Origin of the sequence: Tunturibacter psychrotolerans, assembly GCF_040359615.1 — a bacterium.
Lineage (GTDB): Bacteria > Acidobacteriota > Terriglobia > Terriglobales > Acidobacteriaceae > Edaphobacter > Edaphobacter psychrotolerans.
This window is the reverse complement of the sequence record NZ_CP132942.1, coordinates 4,270,956-4,291,502: the sequence shown is the minus strand read 5'-3', so window position 1 is coordinate 4,291,502 and position 20,547 is coordinate 4,270,956. Positions and strand designations below refer to the sequence as shown.

Here is a 20,547-nt window from a genome sequence, read left to right as displayed (position 1 = left end):
ACGGCGCAGCGACTGCTTTCATGCGCGATCGCAGCTACCCAACGCCGCGGACAATTTCAAGGCAGTCATCACCTCCCCTGCATGGAGAGAAAAACCGAGTTGCATGGTCGTCGCCGGGGCGGATAGAGCGATCAACCCCGACCTCGAACGATGGTAGCGTTACACATCGTCTACACCTAAAGAGTTCCAGAACTCTTGCCCCGCATTCGCAGACATCCTTGCTGGGCTGAGCGAATGGCCCGGTAACTACGTCTTCGATCTCGCTGGCGCGGTTGAGGCTTCGGCGGCGTAAAGTTGTCCGTCAGGGTCAAATTCGAGGCCACGCGGCCCGTCAATCCGGACGCGTAGACCTGGAACTTGGAGGAAAGCTGCGCGTGGGACCCTCGCCGGCACTATACTGGCGAGGCCTGCGGCGCAGGCGACAGCCAAACAGCGCTCTTGCCGAGATCCGCTATGCAATTTATTTGACTGTAAGAACTCGCACTGAGGAGGCCATTGCCCACATGCGAAAGGCAGTGGAATTGGATCGGCTATCATTCTTTGCAAACCGGTACCTGGGGAGTACGCTCTATTACGGCCGACACTACGACGAAGCGCTGGCAGCGCTAGTGCGCGCAAGTGAAATAGCGCCAGACGGGGTGAGTAACGTTCAAGGCTGGGTGTCCTACGTTTATGAAGCTGAGGGCAAGTACGATCAGTCGGTCGCTGCTGAACTCAAGGGAATCGAGACGCATGCCTCTCCGCAGCAGGTCCATCTTTTGCGCTTGGAGTACGAGAAGAACGGGTGGAAGGGCTATCGTGAGGGCCACCTTCAGTATTCACTCTCACATAATGGCTATCCCTGCACTTTGTATGACATTGCAGAAGACTATCGGGTAGTACTTGGCAGGGTGAATGAGGCGTTCGATTGGTTCGATCGTGCATTCGAGAAGCGCTGCATCTTCATGATGACACTGAACGCAGATCCGAGACACGACGAAATCCGTAGCGATCCTCGCTTTCACGAACTTTTGCGGCGGATGAATCTAGTGCAGTAGACCCTTGGCATGGATTCTGTCCATGGAACGCGAGATGCTTCGAAGGGCGTAGTTCTGTGATGCGGCATCTGCGGTCAGGGGTCCCCGGACGGCAATCAGCCGGAAAGGCCCAAACCGCAGATGAGGACTTACCAAAGCCTACCTTGGGACATCGACACGAAGAACCTGACCCTTCCCTTGGTCCAAGGTCGCCATTGTTCGTGATATACAGCGAGTAGTCTGGACCGAAGGCCATGCTTCCGGGCAGGGTCAGACCTGTGACCACGGTCTGGATGCTGCCATCGGCGTTGATCCTCAGGACCTTGCCGTCGCCGGGATTCGGAAAACCCCCGGGAGTGTCGGAGAGCTCCAGGGCATAGAGCAGGCCATCGGGGCCAAGTTTCAGCGCGACGACGGTAGTAGATCCTGCCCGGGATCCTGCGATACGGAGCTGATTCAGGCCCTCCGGTCTGTTGCCCAGGCCGGGTGTCGGATCGTGGAATCCGATATCCCAGGACAGCGTGGTGACGCGTTCCCACTGGGAGGTGATGGGAAATTGCCCAAGGTTGCCGATGAATAGACTGTTTTCATTGGCCGCGATCGATGTGGGAACGACATGTCCGAAGGTCGCTGTGATCGTGCCATGGTTGGATTCAACCACGCCATCAAGCGCGACCTCCGAACCGGCATGCGCAGCGCGGACAGCAACTGGGACTTCTGGACAAACCTTCCGGAGGCTCTGCATCAGGTCACCGTTGTCATGAGCGATCGTGGAATCCCACGCTCCTTCCGCCATATGCACGGCTTTGGCAGCCACACGTATAGCTTCATCAATTCTGAGAGCAAGCGCTTCTGGGTGAAGTTTACTTTCAAGACCCAGCAGGGCATCCAGAACCTCACGGATCAGGAAGCCGAAGCCCTGATGGGCAAGGACCGTGAGACTCATCAGCGCGATCTGTACGAGGCAGTCGAGAGGGGCGACTTCCCCCGCTGGACGCTGTATGTGCAGATCATGAATGAGGAGGATGCGAATACCTACCACGTCCATCCGTTCGATCTCACCAAGGTCTGGCCTCACGCCGACTATCCTTTGATCGAAGTCGGCGTCCTCGAACTGAATAGAAATCCCGAGAACTTCTTCGCGGATGTCGAGCAGGGCGCCTTTGCTCCAACGAACATCATCCCGGGAATCGGCTACTCACCGGACCGGATGCTTCAGGGACGCCTGTTCTCGTACGGCGACACACAGCGCTACCGCCCGGAGTCAATCACTCTTTGATTCCGGTCAGCGCGCCCAAGTGCCCGTTCCACTCCTACCATCGCGACGGCGCGATGCGCGTCGACGGAAACTATGGCGGCACCACCAGCTACGAGCCCAACCGTCATAGCGAGTGGCAGGAGCAGCCCGATTACTCGGAGCCGCCATTGGCCATCAGCGGAGACGCACAGAAGTTTGATTTTCGTGAGGACGATCACGACTACTACTCGCAGCCGGGCAACCTCTTCCGTATGTTCAGCACGGAGGAAAAGCAGCGTCTGCTTGAGAACACCGCTCGAGCTCTCGGTCCGGCCTCTAAAGTTGTCCGGGATCGCCATGTTGCGAACTGCACCAAGGCCGATGCGGCTTACGGCGAAGGTGTTGCAAGGGCTCTTGAAGCTTTCCTGGCGGAGCACAAGTAACGCGGCGGCGATCTCCTTTATCCGGTAAATTGCCGAATGTGGCTCCGTAACAAGTCTGTCGCGGAGCCATTATTCATTGAGATCTATAGCCTCGACGCGACTGCAGGCCTGCTCAAAAAAGTCTCGCGAGTTCCCAATCGCTAATTCGCCAAATTGCATAGACCGAGATCATAGAAATGCGATGGAACTCCAACAACTAAGGTCCTTTTGTTCGGTCGTTCGATATGGCAGCTTCACCAAGGCTGCGGAGCAGGAAGGGATAGCTCAGCCGACGCTCTCTCTACAGATTCGCAGATTAGAAAAATCGGTTGGATCTACCCTTTTTGTACGGCTGGTCAGGTCAGTACGGTTGACTCACGCCGGTGAAATCTTTTACTCGCACGCAAAGGAAATACTCAACAGATCCAAGATTGCTGAGTCGCAAGTTCGGCAACTGGAAGATGGCATCCGTGGACCGCTTCGGATCGGTGTTATCTCGACGGTCCTTCCATACCTGCTCGCGCCACGCCTTCCCGAATTCTGGATCCTGTATCCAGAGGTCGACATTGTTCTGACGGAAGACGTCACAATGAAGCTTGTCGATAAGCTCCGGGCAGGCGATATAGACGTGATCATTGTGAGCCTGTAGCGAATTATTACGTGAGCCACTCGTTCTTGTTGCTCCAAAGGACCACACACTTTGTCAGGCGCAACCCGCCACACTAGATCTTTCCGGTGAGCGGCTACTTCTTTTGAAGGAAGGTCATTGTTTCAGGGACGACATGCTGATCGCCTGCAGGAGAGGCCGCGCGAAGATGACACCCGTCTTCGAGTCCGATCACTTTGGATCCATCTTCCCTCTGGTAGCGTCGAGAGCCGGAATAACCTTCGCGCCACGAATGGCGGCAATCCATGCAGACCGCTGTGCTGTCATGCCATTGCCTAAGGAGCAATCGAGGCGCATTGGCTATGCACGCCTGAAGAGCAGCGCCAGGTTCAAGACGCTGATCGCATTTACAAAGTGGTTGCGAACCGTAGCGGAACAGATCGCAAAGCTAGACGCATAGAAACTAGCGTCAATTGCGCACTTCGCAGCTATTCTGAAAATGCAATATCAACTATAGTCCGCACGATCTACCTCTACGCTTGCTGAGACGATACGCTCAAGATGTTTCGTTGAACCACGCAGAGCCGACGCGAAAGTGGAGAATAGGATGAAGACAAAATTGGCGGTTGCACTTCTTTTTTCTGGAAGCCTCGTTTATGGACAGCAGCAGACTAAGACTCTCACCACAAACGCAGGCGCTCCGGTAGCTGATAACCAGGATTCTCTAACAGCCGGTGAGAATGGACCGGTCTTGCTGCAAGACCTCCATCTGATCGACAAGCTGCAAACATTCGATCGTGAGCGCATCCCAGAGCGCGCGGTCCATGCTCGCGGCGTTGGAGCACATGGTGTCTTCGTCTCCTACGGCGATCAGTCGCAGTACACGAAGGCCGCCTTCCCGAATCAAAAGGGCAAGGAGACTCCTGTCTTCGTTCGCTTCTCGACAGTGATGCCCGCCACCGGCTCGCCGGAGCAGGGCACTCGCGATCCGCGTGGCTTCGCGACAAAGTTCTACACCGAGCAGGGTAATTACGATATCGTCGGCATCAACCAGCCAGTGTTCTTTATCCGCGATGCGATCAAGTTTCCGGATTTTGTCCACGCGATGAAAGCTTCGCCGGTGACTAACCGCCAAGACCCGACTCGTCAGTGGGACTTCCTCTCGTTGGAGAAGGAATCGACCAACATGATGCCTATATGTACCTCGATAGCGGCACGCCGCAGAACTATCGCCAGATGGACGGATATGGCGTACACGCGTTCCGCTGGGTGAATGCACAGGGCAAGGTTATGTTCGTCAAGTACAAATGGACCTCGATGCAGGGGTATCTGAACACCAACCCGCGCACCGTTGCTGCCGAGTTGGTGAAGGACCCCAGGGAGCCACAGACAACCTATATCGCGAGGTCGGCAAGGGTAACTTCCCCGCGTGGGAGTTGAGCGTGCAGATCGTGACCCCGGATCAGCATCGGACCTAACTTCCAGCAGCTGCCGATCAGCCGGCCGGTCTCGCCGGTGAACAGCTACAACCAGAACGGACAATGGACACCCGCGAGACGCACGGAGAAGATAACTACCAGCCGAACCGCTCGCCGAACACGATGGTCGAGAACCCGGCTTTCGACTACTCGCAAGCGGCACTGGGCGCAACCACGGTGCATCACCCCATCCGCATCAGGGACGAGTATCGTCAGGCGGGCGATTTGTATCGCTCCGTCAGCAAGCAGGATCAGGACGATCTCATACGAATCTCTTAGGCGACCTGTCGCAGGTGACCAACCCAGACACTGTGTTGGAGATGGTGAGTCACTTCTACAAAGCGGATGTCAGCTACGGAACCCGCCTCGCCCAAGCTTTGCACCTCAACCTGCAACAGATTGAGGCGCGCGCCGCCAAGCTGTAGACCGAGTGGTGCGGGTTTCACATGGAACCCGCACCTCGCCTCTGGAGTATGTTATGAAGACTAAACTGCTGATTATTTTCGTTGCTGTGGCCAGCGCATTAAACTTAGCCTCCGCATAGACTCTCAACCTCTTTACTGCGGCGCGCCATAACGATGTGAATTTGGCGAAGGCGCTACTCAGTGCAAAAGCTGACGTGAATCAAACGGACGATGAGGGCTACACTCCTCTCATCCTTGCAACCTACAACGATAACTTCAAGGTCGCCCAGCTCCTTCTGAAGCACGGGGCGAACACAGATCAAAGACCACTCAGGAGGGACAGCTTTGATGGGTGCTTCCTTCAAGGGTAATGAGAGAGACGTCAGACTTCTTCTCGACAACGGAGCAAACGCCAATGCGGTCGATTCCAAGGGGCTGACCAGCGTGATGTATGCGGTCATGTTCGGGAGGATCTCGGTCATCCGTGTGCTTCGCGCAGGGGGGAGCGGCAAAGTCGACGACAACACAGGGTTCAAGTACCAAGTAAGAGTCGCAGCCAGAGGAGAATCTCACGATGAAAGTCAGACTAATTGCCGTCCTCTTCGTCATGATTGCGTTGACCTCGTTCCTGCATGGGTAATCTCAGGATCTCTATCACGCGGCGAGGAGCAACAAAGTCAAGATCGCCCAGACTTTGATCGACCAGAAGATCAACATAAACCAGAAGGACGAGCGTGGATATACCGCGCTCATTCTTGCGACCTACAACTAGAGCCCCGACGTCGCTGAGCTGCTGCTGAAACATGGCGCAGATGCTGAGATTGGAGACGCGACTGGCCGCACGGCCCTGATGGGTGCGTCGTTCCAGGGCGACGAGCAGTGTGCCGCCATCCTCCTCGATAACGGTGCAAAGATCAATGGCGGACGTGAATGGAGCAACTGCGCTCATCTACGCCGTGCAGTTTGGCCGCAAATCGGGGGTCAAGTTACTGATCGCAAGGAACGCCGATCCCAGCATCAAGGACATGCGGGGCTTCGACGCCTTCTATCTTGCCGAGCAATTAGACGATCCGGAGATACTCGGGATTTTGAAGCAGACCCCGAAGGCCGATTGAAGATGCGACTGTAGTAAACGGTATGCACCGAGCTCGTGGTGAAGGGAGTTGAGATGAAAAAGGAAAATGAAGCTAACGCTAAAGAAGCTGTCCTGTTGCTCGCGCACGGAACACCAGACGTGCTCGGAGAGATGGAAGAATACCTCCGTCTTGTCATCGGTGGACGCGGTGTTCCGCCTCAGGTAGTGCATGAGCTTCAGGAACGCTATGCCGCAATCGGGCTGCGTAACACACCCTCGATCGCAGGTCCGCATCTGACACGCTGGCCGATGCGGCAGGCAGGCCGTTTACGTGAGCGCATGGACTGCCCGGTATATGTAGGAATGCGGAATGGAAGCCGTTCATCCGCGACGTCGTCGATGACATTAGGTCGGTCGGGATCGAAAATATAACGGCGATTTGCCTGGCGCCTCAGAACTCGCGGACCAGTGTCGGTCTGTTCAAACGTGCAGTCGAGAATGCGGTTGCTGGATCGTTCCACGTCGACTTTGTCGCAGGATGGGCCGACCACCCGATGCTCATCAAAGCCTTCGCGCAGAGAATGCAGGCAGCGTTGAGTACCGCCCGATCGAAACGTAGTGGCCGTGTCGCCGTGTTGTTCATCGCGCACTCAGTTCCGGCGCGCACTATTGAACCCTCCGAGTCTCCAGTTGAATACCACGGGATGATCCTCGCGAACGGTCCCGACTGCTATGCGGATGACTGCAAAGAAACAGCACCGTTGGTCGCCGGAGAGTTGAAGGATAGCCTAAGCCCCGATGGCTGGTACTTTGCGTTCCAGAGTCAGGGCATGAGCGGCGGCCCGTGGATTGGTCCCACCGTCGAGGACACCTTGTCGCAGCTGAAGGCCGATGGTTATGGAACGGTTGTAATCCAGCCCGTCGGCTTTCTCTGCGATCACGTTGAAGCCCTCTACGACATCGACATCGCGTTCCAGTAGACAGCAAGAAACCTCGGATTGAAGTTGATTCGCGCTGAGAGCCTTAACGACTCCAGTCTTCTCATCGATGCGCTGGAGGACCTTGCGCTGCGCGGCAAGGATGATCCGACATTCCTCTGCCGAAATGCCAGTAGCCGCCGCTTGAATGAGCTCACTGCCTGACACTCGGGCAGCGGCCGAGATCTGAGAGATGCGACTTGGGCCGCACTCGAAGTATTTTCGGCCTCGCGTTTACAGTCTTCTGCGTGCGAGTGGAAGGCTTTAATCCCGGTCCAAGCGATCTGCACACCGGAAAAAGGACGACAAATGCGTGATCACCGTCATCCCCCGTTGCTCCTAGGATTCGCGCCAGCCGATCGGTAAATCCATAACAGAGCAAGATTCTGATCGCGATCAGAATCAATCCAAAGAGTGCCGCCAAGATTGTCAAAAGAATGGTACGGCTGATGGTGAGCCGCGTTCTCGCCCAGCGTAATCGCCGCGGAGATTGATCCAGGGCCTACGGTCAATGGCAATGTCAAGGGATAAAATACCCGGCGGATTGTGTCCTGTGGCTGGACGGCTTTCTGTACGTCCTGTTTTTCGTCGTCTCGCTGCTTTAGCAGCGTCCATCCTGTCGCAATGACGATCAGACTTCCGCCCACCTGGACTCCTGGCGGCGAAATCCCAAAAAAGGCGAGCACGTAAGTCCGGACAAAATACGTCGCAACCAGCAAGAAAAACTGTTGACGGCAATGCGCCAGGACAATGTTTTCGTGCTTCCGATGAGTATTCCCTGGTCAGCGCCAGAAAGAAAGGGTTGCCTCCGAGCGGGTCCACGATGTGCAGATGGTCGATTGTGGGCAACCAGCACGACTACGGCGAGGACGCTCTTGGCGTATCCAGCCTCACCCGGTTCCATACCGACGACAGCGTCCAGTAAAGTACTACCAGAGCACCAAATCATTTATCAGCATGGCAGCCGCATCCCTCACCGGCGACGCGGGTTGCGAGAGCGGCGGAGTCAGTTGTTTCGGCAACGGCAAGTCCCACTCAGCTTGGTGATCTCCTTTATCAAGAGTGGCTTCAGGTAAGCGTAGTTGCAATGCAGCAGAAGCTAGGTTTCCTCTACAATCGGCATTACTGACGAAGGGTCGCACAGAAGGATATCCAAGATCACGCGAAGATTAATTGCTGTGTTCGAGGTCAGTTGTTGGTAGACTGACGATCTCGACCCGAAGCGTAAGCAGCTGGATGACTTCTCCCTAAGGCCGAACGACGGCTCAGATGATCGAGAACGAGACCCGCCGCAATCTTGTAATTCTGCTCGGCCCGGTTGGGCAGCAACATGGCTTCGACAACGTCATCCACGGGATAGCCCCTCGAGATGAGATAGTTGCTGTGACTCTCATGCTGGAGCGGACGTTCTTTCTCCTCGGTTACTTCGCTCCGATCTGCCGCAAGAGCTGCCAGCATATCGGCAAACGTCACCAAGCCAGCAGCGAACCATACTCATCTACGACAAACATGTGAGTGGTTGTGCTCTTCAGCCGCTCAAAGAAGCGCAGCGCGCTGGCGTTCTAGGCGACATACCTGGGATTCTGCATCATGTTCAAGGCCAAAAACTCGCCTTTCATTCAAACTTCTTACACCATCTCCCCGCTCCGGCGAAGGCTTCCCGCGTCAAATCCAGCTTCAACCCCGCACCTTGAAGCTCCGTGTACTTCGCGCGCACCTGATCCAATCTCATTGCAACTCCCTGCAATCTAAATTCACCTATTGGGTCCTTTCTATTCTCGCCCAAATGCCAACCTAACCCGAGGTTGCGACCTAACTCGTCAGATAATCCGACAAGCGGTGCCTAATTGATGCGGCATTTGCCGAACGCTAGTCATTTTGACGCAGATGCAGCACTCAGACCGCCTGAAACAGCCAAGGCAGTGTACGCGAGGCTTCAATGATCGGCGGTTGCCTCCTGTCCTGAAGGCTGCATATGCAGAAGGGCTACCCTGTGGTAGCCCCCTTTATTTGCGGAGTTGAGGTACAACCGACGAACTACGCTTTGCGCAGGTCGTAGCGGTCGAGGTTCATGACCTTGTTCCACGCACTAACGAAGTCCTTCACAAACGATTCCTTCGAGTCGACCGATGCGTAGACTTCTGCCAGGGCCCGCAGCTGAGAGTTGGAACCGAAGATCAAGTCCACACGGGTGGCAGTCCACTTGATGTCCCCGGTCTCGCGATCTAAACCGTCAAACAAGCCTTCCGAAGTAGAAGATGCCTTCCACTCCGTCGCCATATCGAGCAAGTTCACGAAGAAGTCATTCGTCAGAGTCTCCGGCTGAGTGGTAAAGCCACCATTTTTCGAGCCTCGAAAGTTAGCGCCGAGAACACGCAGGCCACCAACGAGAACAGCCATCTCAGGAGCGGTCAGAGTCAGCAACTGGGCGCGGTCGACGAGCAAATCCTCGGCTCGCACGGTGTGGCCGAGACGGAGGTAGTTGCGAAAGCCGTCGGCGGTCTGTTCGAGCGGCGCGAAGGAGGCAATATCGGTCTGCTCCTGCGAAGCGTCCGTGCGGCCTGGCGTGAAGGGAACAGTAACGTCGTATCCAGCCTTCTTCGCAGCCGCTTCAACCGCAGAGCAACCGCCCAGAACGATCAGATCGGCGAGTGATACCTTCTTGCCTGTCGCGTTGAAGTCCTTCTGAACTCCCTCGAGCGTGCTCAGAACCTTCGCGAGCACGAGAGGTTGATTCACTTCCCAGTTCTTTTGCGGTTCGAGGCGAATACGTGCACCATTCGCTCCACCACGCTTATCAGAGCCACGGAAGGACGACGCCGCTGCCCAAGCAGTCGAGACGAGCTGCGAGATTGAGAGACCTGATGCGAGGATCTTCTGCTTCAGTGAAGCGATTTCAGCTTCGCTGATAGGTTTATGATCGACAGCGGGGACGGGGTCCTGCCAGATCAACTGCTCCTTGGGAACCAGAGGGCCAAGGTAGCGAACGAGGGGACCCATGTCGCGATGTGTGAGCTTGAACCATGCGCGAGCGAAGGCATCGGCGAACGCGGCGGGGTCCTTCTGAAAGCGCTTGCCGATCGTCTCGTAGGCGGGATCGAACTTGAGCGCGAGGTCCGAGGTGAACATCATGGGTAGGTGCTTCTTATCCTTGACGTGCGCGTCGGGGATGTTAGCTTCCTCGTTCACGGCGTACCACTGCCAGCCGCCGCCGGGGCCTTTCTTCAGGGCCCAGTCGTAGTTGTAGAGGTTGTCGAGGTACTCGATGTCCCACTTAGTGGGGTTGCTGGTCCAAGCGCCCTCGAGGCCCGAAGAGATGGTGTCTTCCGAGTGTCCCTTGCCTTTGCCGTTTTTCCAGCCGAGCCCCTGCTGCTCGATGGGTGCGCCTTCTGGTTCGGGGCCGACGTTAGGACCGGGGTCGTATGCGCCATGGCCTTTTCCGAAGGTATGGCCGCCGGCGATGAGGGCGAAGGTTTCTTCGTCGTTCATGGCCATGCGACCGAATGTCTCGCGGATATCACGCGCGGAGCCGACCGGGTCGGGCTTGCCATCGGGGCCTTCCGGGTTTACGTAGATAAGACCCATTTGCACGGCGGCGAGAGGATTGTCGAGATTACGCTCCCCCTGGTAGCGATCGCTACCGAGCCACGTGTGCTCCGAACCCCAGAAGATATCTTCCTGTGGAACCCAGACGTCAGCTCGCCCGCCGCCGAAGCCAAAGGTCTTGAAACCCATCGAGTCGAGCGCGACGTTGCCGGCAAGGATCATGAGATCGGCCCAGGAGATCTTCTTGCCGTACTTCTGCTTGATGGGCCATAGCAGGCGGCGAGCCTTGTCGAGGCTGACGTTGTCCGGCCAGCTGTTGAGGGGCGCAAAACGCTGCGTTCCCATGCCTGCTCCGCCGCGGCCATCATGGGTGCGGTAGGTGCCGGCGCTGTGCCATGCCATGCGGATGAAGAACGGGCCATAGTGTCCGTAGTCCGCTGGCCACCAACTCTGCGAGTCAGTCATCAAGGCATGGAGGTCTTTGATGACGGCGTCGAGATCGAGGGTCTTGAACTCGACTGCGTAGTCAAAGTCCTGGCCCATGGGATCGGCCAGCTTGGTGTTCTGGTGCAGGACGGCGAGGTCGAGGCGGTCAGGCCACCAATGCTCGTTGCGCGTGATCTTGCGTGAGTTGAGAGTTACGGCACCATGCATGGGCGAGGCCGTCTCTGTACTGGTGGATGGGTTGCCGCCGTGCGGCACTGGGCATTTCGCTTCATTCGACATTTCCACTCCTTCGTTCTCATTGCCGGGGAAACCTATCCCCGATTGGGCCGCGCAGGCCGACGGTTGGCGAGTTCTGTTTGTCACACCTAGGGGCAGGTGTCGGTTGTCAAATATTTCTTTTGTAGTATTCGCACATCGTGCAACTTATCCAGTTCGGTTAGCGAGTGGACGGTGTTAGCTGCGTTCTGCTTTCTGACACGCGGCACAGATTCCAATAACGTCGATAGCGTAGCGTTCCACCTGAAAGCCCCCGGGCAACCGTTGTAGTGTCGGGAGGACGCCAAGATCCTTTTCCCTGATGTCGGTGATGGCCTTGCAATGCGAGCAGACCATGTGGTGGTGGGGATGGTTATTCAACTCGACTCGAAGGGAACCGTGATGCATGCTGACTTCTTTTAGCACGCCCCGTTCAACGAAGAGATGAATGTTTTTGTAAACCGTCGCGAGGGAGATTGCGGGTATGCGCTTTTTGACTCGCACGTAGACCTCTTCCGGGCTGGGGTGGCCAGGCATCGTCTGCATGACCTCGTAGAGAACTTGGCGCTGATGGGTCGCGGTAAGCCCATGATCCGCGCAAAGTTCACGGAAGGGACGAGTCTCGACGCTGGGAGAGTGCTGCATCAAGAACTAGTAAACGATAATAATTCTCGTTCGTCAAACGGCGAAAATTTGGAATGGAAGGGACTTTGCGCATCCGGTCATTGAGCGCGCTATCAAACTCTCGCACTATTCTGCGTCACTCAGTAAATATCACACTTGCTAGCCGCTGCCATATCTCCAGCTTGGAGACTTAGAGGGCAAAAGTCGTAACACGATGGATGCGTTACGTATTTAAGAGCTACCAACAAAGATCGCAACTTAGTGAGACCTTTGAAAGCTCGGAAAGGTTAGCTAGTTTTATTAGGAGTTGTTAGTCGAGTAAGAACCAAAAGTGAGAATGGCCATGTCAAAGTAATCCAACGTGGACCTGTGATTTCGCGGAGACTGCTTCTAAGGTTGATTCGTGCTTATCGAGAAAAGAGTCTCTCGCAAAAGCACTGAGGATATTAACTATGAAACGCAGTCTGATGAACCGCATAGGCCAGTGCGGACGCGCGATGTTCGAGAAAGGAAGCCGATTAGGTTTCCTACTAACATTTTCATTACTCTTCACAATTCCCGCTGTAGGACAGCTCACAACCGCCGACATTCTCGGAACAGTGACTGATAGCACTGGCGCTGTTGTGCCAAACGCAACAGTGACCCTGAACAACCTCGGTACAAATGAAAAGCGCACTACACAGTCGAACAGTTCTGGCGATTACAACTTCACGCTCCTTCCAGTCGGACATTACTCCGTCACCGTAAAGGCAGGAGGTTTTCAGGTGTCTATCACCAGAGATCTGGCAGTGGAAGCGGGCGACCGCGCACGTGAAGACGTTCATCTACAACTCGGATCAGAATCGACCACTGTCGAAGTTACCGCCAGTACTCCGTTACTCCAGGCTGATAACGCAACAGTCAGTTCGACCGTTACTGCCAAAGCGGTGCAGGACCTCCCACTCAATGGCCGTAACTTCGTTCAGCTCGTTCAACTTGTTCCGGGCGCTAACGAAGGTCCAGGTAATGGGCTGAGCAGCGGTGGCCGCCCTGATGACCGCCGAACAAATGCTGCCGGTCTTTCCGTTAACGGTCAGGACGATACCCTCAACAATTGGGTGGTCGATGGAGTCGATGACAACGAACGCATCATAGGCACTATCGGAGTCAAGCCGAATGTAGAAGGTATTCAGGAGATCACTGTTCAGACGAATAGCTACGCTGCAGAGGCTGGACGTACTGCCGGCGGTGTCATCAACATCGTCACTCGCTCTGGGACGAACCAGTTTCATGGCTCCGTATACGAGTATTTTCGTAACGATATCTTTGACGCTCGCAATTTTTTTCAGTCGACAGGCAACAAACCCGAGTTGCGCCAGAATCAATATGGTGCCAGCATTGGCGGCCCAATATTCCGGGACAAAACTTTCTTCTATTTTGATTACGAGGGATTTCGGCAGGTTTCGGGTGTGACCGACACCGGCACCGTTCCGAACATTACTGCGTACGATGACATCAACAGTTTGAACGGCGGTTCGCCTCAGGCATTGCTCTCCGCGAGTAACGGCACGGTTGGCCGACCGATCAATCCAATCGCATTAAACTACTTAAAATTATTCCCAGCTCCTACGAACACAAATCCTTCTGTGCTCAGCAACAACTTCACCATCAGTCCAAACAAGACCCAGAATGCCAACACGTACGATGCCCGAATCGACCACAAGATCAACGATAGAAACCTTCTCTTCGGCCGCTTCTCGTACAACACTGTTGATACTTTCACGCCGCCAAACTTTGGGGTTGTGAATGGTCTGGAAATAAGCGGAGGCAGGTTTAACTTCGACGGACCGGCGACCGATGTGGCTCAACAGTACGTATTGGGTTACACGCATATCTTCACTCCGAGCCTTCTGCTCGATCTAAGAGCAGCGTTCACTCGTATCAACAATCTCTCTCTTCCACTCAACTATGGGAAGAATGCCGATCAGGCTATCGGCTTTCCTGCGAGTATGACCGCGTTCAGTCCTTTTGCCGACTCTTTAACGCCGATCAATGTTGGCCCCTTCGGCGATATCGGAGATGGCGCGTTTGTACCTCTGCAGGACATTGACAACACCTTCCAGTACTCCGGTACGGTTAGCTGGACCAAAGGAAATCACAACATCAAAGCCGGCTTAGCTTTTCTTCGCAGACAGGCTCGTAATGTTCAAAGCGCTTCTGCAGTCGGTTTCTATCAGTTCAATCTGCCAAGCGATAGTTCTCCTGACCCATTGACGCAACAGAACAATAACCTTGCCTCGACTCTAGTCGGCGCGTTCGCAGGAGAACAACGAAACTTCAACCTCTTCCCACCCGACTACCGCAGCTACGAGCCAAGCGGCTTTGTACAGGATAGTTGGAAGGTGAACCAAAGGCTTACGGTACTCGCTGGAATTCGTTATGACGTCTTTACTCCCTTCACCGAAGCACACAATCACATCTCGAACTTCGACTATCTGCAAGCGCTCACGTCTAGTCCCGCTACGGTTTCCAGCGCGCTGAAGGTAGCTGGCGTCAATGGTGTCAATTCGCAAGTGGACATCCCAACTGATTATTCCAATGTCGCACCACGCATTGGTTTTTCAATCTTGTTGAGACCCACCACTGTTCTGCGTGGCGGATATGGATTAAGCTTCTTCCCCGGCAACTACACCTCAAACGCAGACCTGAAAAACGCACCTTTCACCTCTGTCTTCACTCCCTCCTGTCAGTCCTCCATTGCAGTGGAGATTGAAGCCACTGTGCCGGGCTCGAGCACAGGCCAAAATCCTGACTGCGCGACGCAGGGAGCACCTGCGACATTAAACGAAGGGCTGCCAACCCCCGTGCCACCCACCCCAGCTCAACTCTCAAACCTGGCCACCATCCCGGGGTTGGCGTTTGTAGCTGAAGCTACTCACTTCAAGTCGGCTCTCATTCAGCAGTTCAACCTTCAAGTCGAGCAACAGTTCGGCGCGAATGTCTTTACTATCGGCTACATTGGCAACATCGGCCAGCATCTACCGGAGTCGATCAACAATATCAATCAACCTGCACCGTTCAATCCCATCACAAATCCGACTGCAGCAGCTCGTCCTCTGGACCACATTTTCAACCCTAATCTTGACCCGCTTCATCCGAGCTCTAATCTGGGTAACATCAGCTATATCGCCAGCGAAGGCATCTCGAATTACAATTCGTTGCAAATCTCCTTTCAACGTCGCTTCACAAAAGGGTTGGCATTCGACGCGAACTATACCTGGGCTAAGGGGCTAAGCGATATCACAGGCTTTTCTCAACAAGGGAACAACCAAGGGTGGAGCAATGCAGATCCAACCCATATTCGTCAAATAGAGTACGGCATTGCGGAGAACGATATCCAGAACCGCTTTGCCCTCTCCCTGAACTACGAAATCCAATACGGAAAGCAGTTCACCGGACTGAAAAAAGCAGCTTTGTCAGGATGGCAAGTCAATACGATTACCGCGTGGCAGAGTGGGAAGCCCTTCACCATTACCAACACAGGTGCCGCTGCGGACAATCCGATCGAAAGCGACGGAGTAGCACATGGCTACAACAATCGTGCGACGCCGCAAAACTCCGTCGGCCAGGATCGTCCCAACCAACTTGGGGATGCTCGGATAAGTCACAAGACCCTGGCTCACTTCTTTGACACGACCAAATTTGCTCCTCAACCGCTTGGAACCATTGGGACGGCCCAGCGCAATTCGCTGTTCGGCCCCAACTTTCGCCACGTAGACCTCTCTCTCTTCAAGAACTTTCCCATTGGGGAACGGGCCAACCTCCAGTTTCGCGTGGAAAGCTTCAACATCTCGAACACGCCTAATTTTTACTTACAGAACGGTCAACCAGGCGATTCATTTGGTAACTCCGCCTTCGGATCGATCGCTCAAACTGATCCCAATTACACCCCGCGCCAATACCAATTTGCTCTCAAAGTGATGTTCTGATGAGGGTATAACTCGGGGGCGACGATGACACTTTGCGGATGTTGCTAAGGCGATTGATCGCAAATCCTCTGCGCCGCTCCCTTTATTTTTTCTTTCGCTGATTGGCTTCATTGTCTGCCTCATTCGGCGCAGATGGCAGGGACTCGCTTGCTCAGCTCTAGTAGCAGCTGTCAGTTTAGGCTTGTGTTCGGTGCTTGGACTTCTGATATGTGGCCTAGTCAGCTCAAGATTGGCGTTCAGAGGCTTCCATCGAGTACGCTCGGTTGCAAATCTGATGTGGAAGCGTCGCCTGTTATCTGAGCGGCAGTATGGAAGTCCCTCAATCTCGGGACGTGGACAACGGAGCAACCAATCATAAACGTCGCACACGGAGACAGACTTGCCGTTTGGAACGGTCTTCAATTGCCGAGCACAGGAAGGCGGTGATGAAGCGTTTCGATCGCAAGGTGGGAAGCAAAGCCGCGGGCGCGTCGCCTCCCTAGTGGTAACGACCCGACTCTTTCTTCCTAAACACCCTCCACGGCCTCCGGTCCAACTGGAAAACGAGCGCTTGGGTGCTCTGGTTTAGAACCGGCGTACCGGCGTTCTCAGCTGTCTCAAATGGGTGCGGATCCCCGTTCGCATTTGGTTCGCCCCCCAGTACGAAAGTAGACGAAAGTTGCAGAAAAGACACGAATATTCGCTAAAGGGCACACCTGTGAACCTGCGCCCAAACCAGCCTAATCTGCTGGTTTACTTGACGTTATTAAGGAAAATTTTGGAGGCGCGGGTCGGGATCGAACCGACGCATAAAGGTTTTGCAGACCTCTCCCTTACCACTTGGGTACCGCGCCTCGGGTGGGCTATGTGATTCTGCCCTGCTGGATTGTAGAAGAAGTGTACCGCAGGCAGGATTCTATTTGGAGCGGGAGACCGGGGTCGAACCGGCGACATCTTCCTTGGCAAGGAAGCACTCTACCACTGAGCTACTCCCGCTCTACAGGTTCAAGTATAGCGGCCATGTTCAGTATGGTCAACGCGGTGTGGCGTGTTGTCATAACGGCGATTCTCTTCTCTGAGTGACATGAGTGGCGAAAACCTGCATCTCATTTGTTGACTGGCACGGAGTTAGCGAAGGTGCTGGATCGGAATGAGGCCAATGGGGCAGTCATTACTAAAGAACGAAGGGCAAATGCAGCATTGGCAAGCGCTGCTTGATTCTGCCGGAGAGGGCATATGGGGACTCGATCTGGAAGGGAATTGCACGTTCGTTAATCGGATGGCAGTGAATTGTTTCGGCTTTGCCAGCGAGGAATTGCTGGGCAACAATATGCACGAACTCGTGCATCATCACTATCCGGATGGGCGCCATTTTCCGGGCTCTGAGTGCCCGATTTATGACGTCGTGCGGAAGATTAAGGCTTTGAGGCAGTTGACGGACACGATGTTCCGGAAAGACGGAAGCAGTTTCGTTGCAGAGCTTTCTGCGCAGCCAGTGCTTGTAGAAGGATGCGTTGTTGGAGTCGTGGTGACGTTTCGCGAAGTGACCGAGCTGCGACAACAGCAGGAAAATCTGCAGAAAGCTTATGAATTAGCGGAACAGAAGACGGCCGAGCTGGATGCCGTGATCGAGAGTATGCCGCAGGGGGTCTATATCGCGACGGCTGATGCAAAACTTCGCTGCAATCACGTGGCGAAGATGATGAGCGGTGGGAAGTTTCCTGAGGGGTTGACGACGCTCGAGACGGCGCTTGCCGGCGAATGGTCGACCGAGACGGTTCGGACTTCGGATCGCTGGATTCGCAGTGTTGCTGCGCCGATTTTTCTGAATGGAAAGATACTTGGTGGCGTAGCCGTGAACACGGATGTGACACAGGCGCGGCTGCAGGACGAGGCGTTGAGGAAGTCGGAGAAGCTGGCAGCGGTGGGACAACTGGCTTCATCGATAGCCCACGAAATCAATAATCCATTGGAGTCAATTACGAACCTGCTGTATCTGATTCGACAGTCGGATTCGATGGAAGACATGCAGCACTACGCGGCGCTGGCTCAGGGGGAGTTGTCCAGAGTCACGGAAATTACTTTGCAGACGCTACGCTTCAACCGGTACCAGAGCAAACCAACCGAGGTGGATATGGCTGAGCTGCTGCGTACGGTAATGGCTCTCTATACGGGACGGACTTTGGTTCGGAACATTGAGATCGATTTGAAGCTTGCGGCGACTCCACCTGTGAAGGTGCTGGAGGGAGAGATTCGCCAGGTAATCAATAACCTGGTGAGGAATGCGCTGGATGCCATGAGTAGCGGAGGGCGGTTGAGCATAAGGTTGCATCCGCAGAGGGATTGGCATAGCTCTGTTCAAGGGGTGCGCCTGACGGTGGCTGATACAGGAGAAGGAATCAGACCCGAGATGCAGGAGCATCTTTTCGAAGCATTTCAGACGACCAAGGAGCTTACGGGAACAGGACTTGGATTGTGGGTGAGCAAGGGGATTGTTGAGAAGCACGGCGGCCGAATCCGGGCCAGGACTCGGCGAGACTATGGACATGGAACCGTGTTTACTGTTTGGCTACCTGTGTGTGGTGTTACTAGCCAGGCGGCTCAGGTAAGTTGATCGCGATTCTGGGACCGACAGTGATGTTGGACCGACGACGGGTGATGTGGGGAGTGACAAGCAGAATGAGATCGCTTGAGTCAGTCTCTGTCAGACGAGTTGCTGTGGCGGTTTGAAAACCGGGCAGCTCACTCAACACGGGATATCCGCTTAGGCTGGCGGATTCGCTCTTTGTGAGGCTGCTGACCATGAGCGCGGTGTCTCCGTCGTCGAGGGTGACATCGGATGCGAACTGCTCGCTGTTGAGGACGGGAATGTTGTTCAGAGAGGCGCCGTTCAAGGCTTCAATTTTGAGGTCGATGTGCATCTTGACAGCGCCTGACTTCTGTACTGTCGGCGTAGCTTTCAGAGTCAGGCCGAGATCTTCATACTGAATCTGCGGGATTGTCGCTGTGCTGCCGACTGCTGAGTTGAGCAGGCTGGCGACCGAGACCCCGTTGATGGTCGTATTGGGAGGGACGGAGGAGGAGCTGACTCCTGAGGAGTAGGTTGCGGTGGTGATGGGGTAGCGTTCACCGATTCGGAAGGTGGCGGTCTGGCGATCGCCGACTCGAATCTGAATGTCGTTGAGAGCGCGGGTATCGCTGGAGGAGAGCGAGAGGTTGAAAGCGGCGAATTGGTTGACGGTAACGCCGGTCGCGGTGAGGCCGCCGCCAAAAAATCCGACGGTGTTGGAGAGAAGAGTACTTTGGACGAGGCCGGAAGCGATGAGCGCAAGAGCTATGGTGATGTTGCTCGCCCCCGCCGGGACGAGGCCCTGAGCGATGGCCTGGTTGACGAGGGTTTGATTGGAACTGACGATATTTTGCGCCGCGGAGGAGACGTTGTAGATACCGGCCTGCTGCGGAAGCTGCGCGCCGATGTTGCGCTGATTGGTGGTGTCGACGGAGTAGAGCTGAAGGTCGATCAGGACCTCGCTGCCGCCGTCGATGAGATCGGCAAGAGTGAGATTGATGTAGGTCAGGGTCTCCTGTGGAGCGCGGAGAACGAGGGTGCCGGAGCTCTTTCCGACGGTAACTTCTTTGATATCGAAGATATTTTTTATGAGGGTACCGAAACTATCCAACTCCTCGTTGGTCATGCCAGGGATGTAGATCGTCTCTTGCAGCTGACGCTCGAGGCGCTGGCGGTTCTCTGGGGTATCTTTGGCGATGAAAACGCTCTTGGCATCCAGCGGCACGGCGAAGAGGTGGGTGACGTTGAGAAGGACGGGGACGGCCTGCTGATAGGACGATTCGTCAAGATTAAAGCGCAGATCGTCTTTCTGGACGGACTCATCGAACATCGGACGGATGCCGTAGCTGGAGAGTACCTGGCGGATAACATTCTGCTCATCGGAATGCAGGTGGAAGCTCTTTTGAGCGGGATCGGGCTCAAGGGTGACAGGACCCTTGATGGCTGGATCTTCGCGAATCCACGGCTCGATCTCCGGGTGGAAGGCCTTGGGCAGTTCTCCGTTGTCGACTCGAGGGCCAACGATACCATTCTCAGGATCGAGGAGGCGAGCTTCAGCCAGGAGGGTCTCGGCCTTTTCATGTTGCCCAAGGAGGCGCGCTTTACCGGCTTGCTGGATGAGTTCGGTGACGTGCCGCTCGTGGGTAAGGCTGAGCGCCAGGGCGTAGTCACGGTTGGACGAGTTGAGGGCGACCGCTCTGCGGAACTTCAGTTCGGCGCCTGTGAGATCGTTGTGATCCAGTAGACGCGCACCGGATAGGTAGGCGTCTTCGGCAGCCCGAGGATTTTGTTTTGGGGAACCCTCGGAGGTGGCGTTGGCGTTTGGCCCCGGATTTGTCTGGGCGACGGCGGCAAAGGAGACAGTGCCGATGACGAGCGCAGCCGTGAATTTTGCAATTGTGATGGCGCGGGGTTGTAAGACGGGTTTCATCGACTGCGGATTA

At 55.2% G+C, this 20,547-nt stretch carries 18 protein-coding genes, 2 tRNA genes and 4 pseudogenes; 18 read left to right on the top strand and 6 right to left on the bottom strand.

Translation table 11 applies throughout. The features are described from left to right. Positions 1 to 503: 503 nt before the first annotated feature. From RBB77_RS18050 to RBB77_RS17985, 15 genes and pseudogenes are all read left to right on the top strand, one after another. Positions 504 to 1,037 (top strand): hypothetical protein, encoded by a 534-nt coding sequence (locus tag RBB77_RS18050; RefSeq protein WP_353063117.1) that lies wholly within the window; start codon positions 504 to 506, stop codon positions 1,035 to 1,037. Between the two features lie 595 nt (positions 1,038 to 1,632). Then, the gene (locus RBB77_RS23735; protein WP_434557075.1) at positions 1,633 to 2,295 is read left to right on the top strand and encodes a catalase; all 663 of its coding nucleotides are present in this window, start codon (positions 1,633 to 1,635) and stop codon (positions 2,293 to 2,295) included. Beyond that, positions 2,292 to 2,696, top strand: a complete 405-nt coding sequence (locus RBB77_RS23730) for a catalase-related domain-containing protein (RefSeq protein ID WP_434557074.1) — start codon at positions 2,292 to 2,294, stop codon at positions 2,694 to 2,696. Before RBB77_RS23735 ends, RBB77_RS23730 begins: the two co-directional genes overlap by 4 nt. A 181-nt stretch (positions 2,697 to 2,877) precedes the next feature. Then, positions 2,878 to 3,324: a LysR family transcriptional regulator gene (locus RBB77_RS18040; protein ID WP_353063116.1), complete on the top strand. Its 447-nt coding sequence runs from the start codon at positions 2,878 to 2,880 to the stop codon at positions 3,322 to 3,324. Between the two features lie 55 nt (positions 3,325 to 3,379). Continuing rightward, positions 3,380 to 3,742, top strand: a pseudogene (locus RBB77_RS18035) (LysR substrate-binding domain-containing protein); the annotation flags it as partial. Between the two features lie 147 nt (positions 3,743 to 3,889). After that, positions 3,890 to 4,722: pseudogene (locus tag RBB77_RS18030) on the top strand (catalase). A 101-nt stretch (positions 4,723 to 4,823) separates the two neighbouring features. Next, a complete protein-coding gene (locus RBB77_RS18025) occupies positions 4,824 to 5,039 on the top strand; it encodes a hypothetical protein (RefSeq protein ID WP_353063115.1) in 216 nt (71 codons plus the stop codon). A gap of 14 nt (positions 5,040 to 5,053) precedes the next feature. Further along, positions 5,054 to 5,185 carry a hypothetical protein gene (locus RBB77_RS18020; RefSeq protein ID WP_353063114.1) on the top strand — a complete coding sequence of 44 codons (132 nt, stop codon included), beginning with the start codon at positions 5,054 to 5,056 and terminating at the stop codon, positions 5,183 to 5,185. A gap of 155 nt (positions 5,186 to 5,340) precedes the next feature. After that, entirely contained in the window at positions 5,341 to 5,535 is a 195-nt protein-coding gene (locus RBB77_RS18015) for an ankyrin repeat domain-containing protein (RefSeq protein ID WP_353063113.1), read from the top strand. Further along, complete coding sequence (locus RBB77_RS23725; protein WP_434557073.1) at positions 5,513 to 5,953, top strand: ankyrin repeat domain-containing protein; 441 nt, start codon at positions 5,513 to 5,515, stop codon at positions 5,951 to 5,953. The genes RBB77_RS18015 and RBB77_RS23725 overlap by 23 nt, the downstream gene beginning before the upstream one ends. Position 5,954: 1 nt before the next feature. Beyond that, positions 5,955 to 6,044, top strand: a pseudogene (locus RBB77_RS18000) (hypothetical protein); the annotation flags it as partial. 46 nt (positions 6,045 to 6,090) lie between these two features. After that, positions 6,091 to 6,279, top strand: a complete 189-nt coding sequence (locus tag RBB77_RS17995; RefSeq protein ID WP_353067659.1) for a hypothetical protein — start codon at positions 6,091 to 6,093, stop codon at positions 6,277 to 6,279. A 53-nt stretch (positions 6,280 to 6,332) separates the two neighbouring features. Beyond that, positions 6,333 to 6,671 (top strand): ferrochelatase, encoded by a 339-nt coding sequence (locus tag RBB77_RS23720; RefSeq protein ID WP_434557072.1) that lies wholly within the window; start codon positions 6,333 to 6,335, stop codon positions 6,669 to 6,671. Further along, positions 6,584 to 7,219, top strand: coding sequence for a ferrochelatase (locus RBB77_RS17990; RefSeq protein WP_434557119.1), 636 nt, complete (start codon positions 6,584 to 6,586; stop codon positions 7,217 to 7,219). The genes RBB77_RS23720 and RBB77_RS17990 overlap by 88 nt, the downstream gene beginning before the upstream one ends. Positions 7,220 to 7,237: 18 nt before the next feature. Next, positions 7,238 to 7,381, top strand: a complete 144-nt coding sequence (locus RBB77_RS17985) for a hypothetical protein (protein ID WP_353063112.1) — start codon at positions 7,238 to 7,240, stop codon at positions 7,379 to 7,381. 158 nt (positions 7,382 to 7,539) lie between these two features. On the opposite strand, the pseudogene RBB77_RS17980 reads toward RBB77_RS17985, so the two are convergent. Then, positions 7,540 to 7,974: pseudogene (locus RBB77_RS17980) on the bottom strand (MarC family protein); the annotation flags it as partial. Positions 7,975 to 8,485: 511 nt separating this feature from the next. Between RBB77_RS17980 and RBB77_RS17975 the strand changes: the two are divergent. Next, the gene (locus RBB77_RS17975) at positions 8,486 to 8,731 is read left to right on the top strand and encodes a hypothetical protein (protein WP_353063111.1); all 246 of its coding nucleotides are present in this window, start codon (positions 8,486 to 8,488) and stop codon (positions 8,729 to 8,731) included. A 522-nt stretch (positions 8,732 to 9,253) separates the two neighbouring features. Here the strand turns inward: RBB77_RS17975 and katG are convergent. Both katG and RBB77_RS17965 read right to left on the bottom strand, forming a co-directional pair. Next, positions 9,254 to 11,488: a catalase/peroxidase HPI gene (gene katG / locus RBB77_RS17970; protein WP_353063110.1), complete on the bottom strand. Its 2,235-nt coding sequence runs from the start codon at positions 11,486 to 11,488 to the stop codon at positions 9,254 to 9,256. 174 nt (positions 11,489 to 11,662) lie between these two features. Beyond that, the gene (locus tag RBB77_RS17965) at positions 11,663 to 12,109 is read right to left on the bottom strand and encodes a Fur family transcriptional regulator (protein ID WP_353063109.1); all 447 of its coding nucleotides are present in this window, start codon (positions 12,107 to 12,109) and stop codon (positions 11,663 to 11,665) included. Between the two features lie 431 nt (positions 12,110 to 12,540). Between RBB77_RS17965 and RBB77_RS17960 the strand changes: the two genes are divergently transcribed. Then, entirely contained in the window at positions 12,541 to 16,056 is a 3,516-nt protein-coding gene (locus RBB77_RS17960) for a TonB-dependent receptor (protein ID WP_353063108.1), read from the top strand. Positions 16,057 to 16,814: 758 nt separating this feature from the next. Here RBB77_RS17960 and RBB77_RS17955 read toward each other — a convergent pair. After that, a tRNA-Cys gene (locus tag RBB77_RS17955) sits at positions 16,815 to 16,889 on the bottom strand. 67 nt (positions 16,890 to 16,956) lie between these two features. After that, positions 16,957 to 17,031 (bottom strand) — tRNA-Gly (locus RBB77_RS17950). A 196-nt stretch (positions 17,032 to 17,227) separates the two neighbouring features. Here RBB77_RS17950 and RBB77_RS17945 point away from each other — a divergent pair. Then, positions 17,228 to 18,649, top strand: a complete 1,422-nt coding sequence (locus tag RBB77_RS17945; protein WP_353063107.1) for a PAS domain-containing sensor histidine kinase — start codon at positions 17,228 to 17,230, stop codon at positions 18,647 to 18,649. Here the strand turns inward: RBB77_RS17945 and RBB77_RS17940 are convergent. Continuing rightward, positions 18,624 to 20,534: a hypothetical protein gene (locus RBB77_RS17940; protein WP_353063106.1), complete on the bottom strand. Its 1,911-nt coding sequence runs from the start codon at positions 20,532 to 20,534 to the stop codon at positions 18,624 to 18,626. The two genes, RBB77_RS17945 and RBB77_RS17940, sit on opposite strands and share 26 nt — an antisense overlap. Positions 20,535 to 20,547 lie beyond the last annotated feature (13 nt).